The following is a 1,484-nucleotide window of genomic DNA, read 5'->3' as shown; positions in this document are numbered from 1 at the left end:
GATGCCGCGATCAGGATATGAATCGTTTATGGAAGCAGAAGCAGCTATCGATCAATACATTAATGGTTACTACAATCGTCATCGGCCTCATCATCATAATGGTGGTATGTCACCGTTATTGACTGAACAGGCTTACGAAAAAACTTATAACGGGCTGGCCAGTTTTAGTTGACCACTACAACACTTTCGAACCTAACGAGACGCACAATACTGCGAAGCTCGCAGATTTAAACAAAACCTATCTTTCAGAGCTCTTAATAGGAGGTGAAGACAAGGTCGACGTTTATCAATACTCCTTAACCAAGGGCACGATTTACAGTATCAAGAGTGTAAATTTACAAGGCTCGGGTAGTACCACTGCTGGTGGCTTACAGTTTGAAGTAATCGATGAAGATGGCTCACCTGTTGTATCAAATTATGATTTGCATCAGGATATCGCTTCAAGCGGCGAGTTCTCGGTGACTGAAACAGGTACTTATTATCTCCGAATACTATCTCAACTTGGTACGATTTATCAGAATGATTATTTCAAATATGAAGTGGCAATCTGGGAACCGAGAGAAACTTGGGATAATCCTCATTCAACTGAAAATAACATGGAACCCAATGAGACGCCACGTTTAGCTTATGCCGTTGACGTCTCTCAGCCTATAGTTAGTCAGCTTGAGATGGGTAGCCGTGATAATGTCGATAGTTACGCGGTCGCCCTTTACCCAGGTAACCAGTATCTGCTTACCGTAACGGCAACGGATGGACCGAACAGAAGTTCTGCGTCACGTTTACAGATCAAGGTGACTGACGAAGACGGTACGGTTAGCTTTGTGCCTGAATCGCCATTATCCGTTGGTGTAGAGCAACAGTTCATAATTGAAAGCCTGACGCAAACCAATGCGGTAATTGAGCTCTTTTATAACTATACGAATGGTCATTTAGAGGATTATCATGCTTATGAGTTTGAGGTAACTTTGCAATAAGATCTTCGACTGGCTCCAAATTTATTGGGGCCAGTCATATTATTAATCCGCAACAATGATTATCTAATAGTTCAATTCTGAAGAAGAGTTGTCAGGGGCGATTCTTCGTTTTGACCATTTAGGGTATGAGAACCGGTATCGTGCCTATAATCAATAATAAGTGTAGTAAGTACTTTCGTCTTATCCGCTTGTTCCTTAGTTAACCCTGAAAATAATGGAGAATAAGTTTTAAGATTGGCTTTTGTCAGAAAGTGCTTGTAAGTTTCGCCCTTTTTTAAAGGTTTGTTTAACTCGGTCTCAATCAGAAAACCATTTAGGCTGAGCTTTAATGAGTCAAGCTCAATTGAGCTATCAGACTTGTTTGTAAACTCAATGTGATCCTTGTGCAGTGAAGCTCTCAAATACGAATCTTCCTCAACATGATTGTTGGGGAGCGCGGGTTTATAGTTAATGCTGTTTATGATCAGATTAAGATAAGGCTCAAAATCGAGTTCTGATTGACTCAAAACT

Annotated in this window: 3 protein-coding genes; 2 read left to right on the top strand and 1 reads right to left on the bottom strand. The window is 40.8% G+C overall.

Features of this window, described 5'->3' with window-relative positions:
• The first annotated feature begins 1 nt into the window (after position 1).
• Positions 2-172 carry an IS3 family transposase gene (locus A3761_RS29100; protein WP_082865194.1) on the top strand — a complete coding sequence of 57 codons (171 nt, stop codon included), beginning with the start codon at positions 2-4 and terminating at the stop codon, positions 170-172.
• Positions 123-974, top strand: coding sequence for a pre-peptidase C-terminal domain-containing protein (locus tag A3761_RS25970; RefSeq protein ID WP_082865228.1), 852 nt, complete (start codon positions 123-125; stop codon positions 972-974). The genes A3761_RS29100 and A3761_RS25970 overlap by 50 nt, the downstream gene beginning before the upstream one ends.
• A gap of 71 nt (positions 975-1,045) precedes the next feature.
• Here A3761_RS25970 and A3761_RS28150 read toward each other — a convergent pair.
• On the bottom strand, positions 1,046-1,484 hold a 439-nt coding region (locus A3761_RS28150; RefSeq protein ID WP_197473213.1), incomplete at its 5' end, for a hypothetical protein.

The organism is Oleiphilus sp. HI0123 (assembly GCF_001635315.1).
This window is presented reverse-complemented; position numbering and strand designations above follow the sequence as displayed.

Coding starts and splice junctions, on each gene's coding strand:
- A3761_RS29100 (WP_082865194.1), top strand. CDS start 2: ATGCCGCGATCAGGATATGAATCGTTTATGGAAGCAGAAGCAGCTATC.